The sequence below is a fragment of the Miniphocaeibacter sp. genome, from assembly GCF_049276255.1.
In the GTDB taxonomy this organism is placed as follows: Bacteria; Bacillota; Clostridia; order Tissierellales; family Peptoniphilaceae; genus Miniphocaeibacter.
This window is the reverse complement of record NZ_JBASWB010000063.1, coordinates 1-5,575: the sequence shown is the minus strand read 5'-3', so window position 1 is coordinate 5,575 and position 5,575 is coordinate 1. Positions and strand designations below refer to the sequence as shown.

Sequence of the window (5,575 nt, the reverse complement as noted above, 5' to 3'; positions counted from 1 at the left end):
GGATTATGTTATGTTTTCATAAGTTTAAGTTTAAAGGTTTTGAAAATGAAATAGCGGCTCAAGCTTCTTAGCTTGAACCGCAAATATTATTATTTTCTTCATCAACACTATTTGACAAAGAGCCTATTTAAATATCTAAACCTTTAGTTTGTAATCTCCTGAAAAAATATATCTGCCTGATTTTTATCTAGATTATATAATAAAATATAATCTAGAATATGTGAGTAGGTGTCCTTACCAAGTAATTTATTGGCAAAGGCCATTGCTGCAATTTCTCCTAAATAAGCAATATTTGACTTTCTAGTATATTTTAAAACACTCCATAATTTTATTTTATAGGTATTTATAAATAAATCAGGTTTCTTATATTCTATATAGTGAAATAACTCATGGGCTAATACAACTCTTTCGATATATTCTTTACTAATTAATATATCTGTTTCACTTTTGAAAAACTCATAAGCTTCTTCCACTGAATTGTTATATATAACTATTTTATTTGGCTCTTCAAAATATCCATAATACCCTGTTTCTGAGCTATGGGTAAAACTAATATCCAAATTCATTTCTTTTACAATCTTAAATATATCTTGATTATTATATTTTTTTAATAATTTATCCCCTTCATCTTCCCCACATTTAACAGATTCAGATATTAAATAGTCAATTTTATTTTTATCTATTTTGTTTTTTATAGGGTCTTGATTTAACAAATATTTATAATAATCATAATCTGATATATTTAATAATTTTGTTATTTCATCTTTCATTTATAGATCATTTCTTGCTGAAATTAATATTATCTCCTCATTTGAAGGTCTTGTTATTAACTCTGAATCCATTACCATATGCATTTGTTCTAGTGATGCCATTCCTTCATAGTCTATAACCTTAGCACCTATACACATATAGAAGTCTGGAGATAATTTAATATCTGACTTATAAACTGACATTTCTTCCCATAGCTTATCTGTTAATGCTCTTACTCCTGCAGCTGTAGTTGCAACAGCATCTCCATCGGATCTTTGTATTTTAACAAAGCCTTTTTTATCTACTACTCTAATTTCCATAGTTTTTTGTTTTTCATATCCTACAACAAAGAAGTGGGAGTTTTTAGCAAGTATTTCAACTTTTGAAACATCAACTTGCATTGAATCTGCTGCAATTTTCTTAGCTTCATCATCTTCTATGGATTTTGACAAGTCTTGGGTTTGAATTTCTGTAGAACCTGTTGCTATAGCCCTAACTTTAGAGGTTTGTGAGTCAATTTCTATTTGAATTTCCACACTTTCTGCTGTTGCTCCTGACTTAATAGCCATGTCTGTTGCTTCTCTTCTAATTTCTGCTAAGTCATCTGGTGTAGGATCAGGAATAACCCTTTCTACTACATCTCTTACCATGGCTAAGGCAACTCCTATAGATGAAATAACCTCTGCATTATCTGCAATCTGATAAGGAAGCCCCATTTTGTTTGCTGTAAAAGGTAACAAGGTTAAGGCTCCACCGCCACCACCTACTAGGGTAATTTGTTCTCTTTCTATTTTATATTTTGTTGCTAATTCCTCTATTACATCAATACATGTGTTTGCTGCATCATCAAGTATTGCCTTGGCACAATCTTCAACAGACATATTTAATTCTTCTGCTAAAGCCCCTACTGCAATTAAGCTAGATTCTTTATTTCCAAATGAAAAATCGCCTTCTTTTACAATACCTAGTACTATTGCTGCATCTGTTACTGTTACTGCAACTCTTACACCATTAGCACATTCTATTGCTATATAATCAGATGGGTCATCCTTCATAGGCTCTATTCTTATTACCTTAGGATCTTTTAACTTTTCCGGATCAGTGTAAGTAGCATAAGGTAAATTAGCTATATGGGCAGATCTAGGACCAACTTTTACAATTTTACTTTTACTAGCCCTTACCATAGAGCCACCTGCTACTCCTGAAACATGGACATCTAAAGAGTTAATTAAGGTATTTTGTCCTCCTACTACAGCGTAATCAACCATAGGTCTACCATTTTTAATAACACCTATGTCTGTACTAGTTCCTCCAACTTCAAAGAAAATACCATTTGAAACTCTTAAATACATCAAAGCACCTACTGTTGAAGCTGCTGGCCCAGATAGCATTGTAAGTACTGGTCTTTTTCTCATTTCTTCTATGTCCATAACTCCACCGTCACCTCTCATTATCATAAGTGGAGCTTTAATACCAGCTTTTCTTACTGCTGACTCTGTACTGTCTGCTGTTTCAAACATCTTAGGCAATATTGAAGCATTTATAACCGCTGTTCTAGTTCTTCTTGTAAGTCCATATAATTTACTTATATCAGATGCTGCTGTTACTTCTATTCCTCTTTTTGCACCTAACTTTTTAACTTCTAATTCTTCGTCTATATTGTCTACGCCAAAAGTTTTAGTAGCTACTAATACTTTACAATTTTCTCGTAATAATTCATCTATTGTTTCATTAATCTTTGCTGAATTAATTTCCTTTAAATTTATATATCTGTGTGCAGTTGTTATTTTTCTTTTACCAGAATCATCTAACTGAATATCCTTAATATTACTTTGAATCTTTGATAAGAAACCTGAAACAACTCCTTGTCCCATTGCAATAATTCCGGTTTTTGCAACATCACCTTCTAATAGTGCATTTGTAGCCTGGGTTGTTGAATGTGCTATAAAGGTAACTTCATCTGGTGATATTCCGTTTTCAGTTAAACATTTTTTAAAGGACTCAACTACTCCTGCTGATACTCCTAATTCATCCTCATGTGTTGTTTTTACAGAGCCTATTCCAACTATTTCATAGGTTGAATCATCAATGGCAACAGCTTTTGTATGAGTACCACCAACATCAATACCAACTCTTATTTTTCTATTACTCATTAGATCCTCCTATCTATCCAAAAAAGAAATAAACTAGTACTATATTTATAATAGCTATTATCCAAGCCCAAATAAATCCTGTTTTTAACAAGTCCTTTACAGAGACTTTACTATAGTTTAGGGCCCATAAATTCCATGATTGTGTAGGACAAACAGATAAATTCATAGCTATTGTAGGAACATACATTAAACAGAATAAAAATGGAGTTGAAAAGTTTCCTATTGCACTTAATACTCCTACTGTTGCTGCTCCTGCTCCAAATATAGTTAAAGGTCCTCTAAATAGTCCAAAAGGTGCTATTATAGCAAATACTAAGGCTAAAGTTATAGTGGATTTTGGTAATATTCCACCTAGTATGGCTTCAAAATAAGGTGCTGCTACTCCGGAAATCTTGTTAAACATAGGTAGTATAAACAAGAATCCCAATAAACTTGCAACATCAATTACCCCATCATAGAAAGTTCTGGATATTGTTCTTGACGCTTGACTAAATCCAGTTAATCTCTTACAGAATATTAATCCCCAAAGTGAGCCAACAATAAAGGCTGGTATAGCACTCCAATTCCAAATTATTGCTAATGCTGTAGGAATAATTGGAGTAATCATAGCTATTGTTGGAACATAGTCCTCTTCAACAGTATTAACCGCTCTTGCTGCCCACGCTCTTCTTCTCTTCTTCTTAGTTTTTAAATTGAAAACCAACATAATTGCAATTACTATTAACTGAACTGCCATTGCTGCAAATGCCCATGGAAAATAATTACTATCATATTTCATATCCCCAAATATTCCTTGCATTTGAGTAAAAAGAACTTGGTTTATGTACATACCACTACCAACACTCATTAAATAACTTGTAACTGCTACTGGTTTTGGAACTCCTAATGACATTAGAATAGGAAGTACAATAACTCCTATAGCTACAACAGCACCTGCTCCAAATGTTGATGTAAAAATAATTCCTGTTACTACTGAAAGTAAAACAGTTGTTATTAAAGGATCATCTCCACCTAGTTCTGTAACAGAACGTATTAATTTTTTTGCAATTCCTGTTTCAATTAAAATTCTTCCAAACCAGCTACCAAATATAACATTTACGGCTGTTGCTCCCCAACTTTCCGGTCCACCTTGTAAAATATCTTTCATAGCTGAAGCTTCGTCTGGATTTGTTGGATTCCACTTTAAGTTTCCCCCTATCATACATAGAGCTATCCATATTACTGCCATTATGAAAAAACCAACCATTAGGTTTCCACCTTTAGCAGCATAATAAATAAGTCCAAAGTATGATATTAACAATAAAATACCTATAAAAATATCCATAAACTCCTCCTTTTATGTATTAAAACTATATTTCTATAGTTTTTTAACCTCTTCCCATACTGAATCGTCTACATGTACCCCTTCAGTTAACGCTTTCTTTCTTCTTGCAAGAACGCCTTCACCTGGATATGTTATTTCTCTATTTGGGTCAATTCTTTCTGCATTTTTAACTTGATTAATTAATCCTTCCGCTATTTTTTCAGTTTCTTCTTTTGTAGCAAAAACATATGGATCTATTGCAATAAAGACTTGAGAACAACCTGTACAGCTGCCTTTACCTTCTTTGTCCATATCTGCTGCTGTTCTTCCCTTACTTAGCATACTAGCCATTAAGTCTAAGGCAATGGCAAAACCTGAACCTTTCCAATATCCAATTGGTAAAATTCTTAAAGATTCCTCTATATCTCCTGGTACAGATGTTAAATTACCATCTTTATCAAACCCACCTGGGTAAGGAAGCTCTTTACCTGCTAATCTTGTAACTTCTAATTTCCCATAGGAATATTGACTAATTGCCATATCTAATACAAATGGTTTGTCCTTATATGGAACTGCAATACAAATCGGATTATTTCCTATAGTTGGTTTCTTACTTCCCCATACAGGCATTGAAGATTCTGTATTGGTCCAATTTATTCCAATAAATCCCTCTTCTACAGTATCCCAAGCATATGTACCACCTCTCATCCAGTGAGTAGTATTACTTAAGGTCACCAGTCCTAAACCATGTTCTTTTGCTAATTCCACAGCTCTTTTAGATGCTTTTTTAGCATTTACAATTCCAATTCCTAAACCACCATCATAATGCTCCATAAAGCCCTTAGCCTTAACTAGTTCCATTTCAGAATTCAAGTCAACCCATCCCTTGTTAACATAATCTACAAATCTTGGAACCCTATTAAGTCCATGGGACTCTACACCATCTCTACTTGATTGTGCATGTACTTCAGCACAAATCTCCGCCTGTTCTTCTGTTAACCCGGCATTTAGCAAAGCTTTTTTAATTACCGATTTTAACTCTTCAAATTGAACAAACATACTTACCTCCTTTTTAGAAATTATTTATTTTTACTAATTTTATCCATTTTTTCAATAGCTTCCCAAAGACCAGTTAAATACTCTAAACCTAAGGCTCTGTCGTATAAACCATAGCCAGGTCTACCTTCTTCATCCCAAATCATTCTTCCATGGTCTGGACGAATATATCCATTAAAGCCAGTATCATAAAAAGCCTTCATAATTTCAAACATATCTAAGTCACCATCTGGTGAAAAATGTGCCGATTCCCTAAATTTCCTATATCCTAAATATTTAACATTTCTTACATGGGCACAAGCAATTTTGTTTT

5 protein-coding genes are annotated in these 5,575 nt (G+C 33.2%); all 5 read right to left on the bottom strand.

Features of this window, described 5'->3' with window-relative positions; genetic code table 11:
- Window positions 1-143 precede the first annotated feature (143 nt).
- A complete protein-coding gene (locus WAO56_RS08565; protein ID WP_422145027.1) occupies window positions 144-770 on the bottom strand; it encodes a hypothetical protein in 627 nt (208 codons plus the stop codon).
- Complete coding sequence (locus tag WAO56_RS08560) at window positions 771-2,903, bottom strand: hydantoinase/oxoprolinase family protein (RefSeq protein ID WP_422145026.1); 2,133 nt, start codon at window positions 2,901-2,903, stop codon at window positions 771-773.
- Window positions 2,904-2,916: 13 nt separating this feature from the next.
- A complete protein-coding gene (locus tag WAO56_RS08555; RefSeq protein WP_422145025.1) occupies window positions 2,917-4,227 on the bottom strand; it encodes a citrate transporter in 1,311 nt (436 codons plus the stop codon).
- Window positions 4,228-4,260: 33 nt separating this feature from the next.
- Window positions 4,261-5,265 (bottom strand): 3-dehydro-L-gulonate 2-dehydrogenase, encoded by a 1,005-nt coding sequence (yiaK, locus tag WAO56_RS08550; RefSeq protein WP_422145024.1) that lies wholly within the window; start codon window positions 5,263-5,265, stop codon window positions 4,261-4,263.
- Window positions 5,266-5,285: 20 nt separating this feature from the next.
- Window positions 5,286-5,575 (bottom strand): mannonate dehydratase (locus tag WAO56_RS08545; RefSeq protein WP_422146325.1); only part of this gene is annotated, 290 nt, incomplete at its 5' end.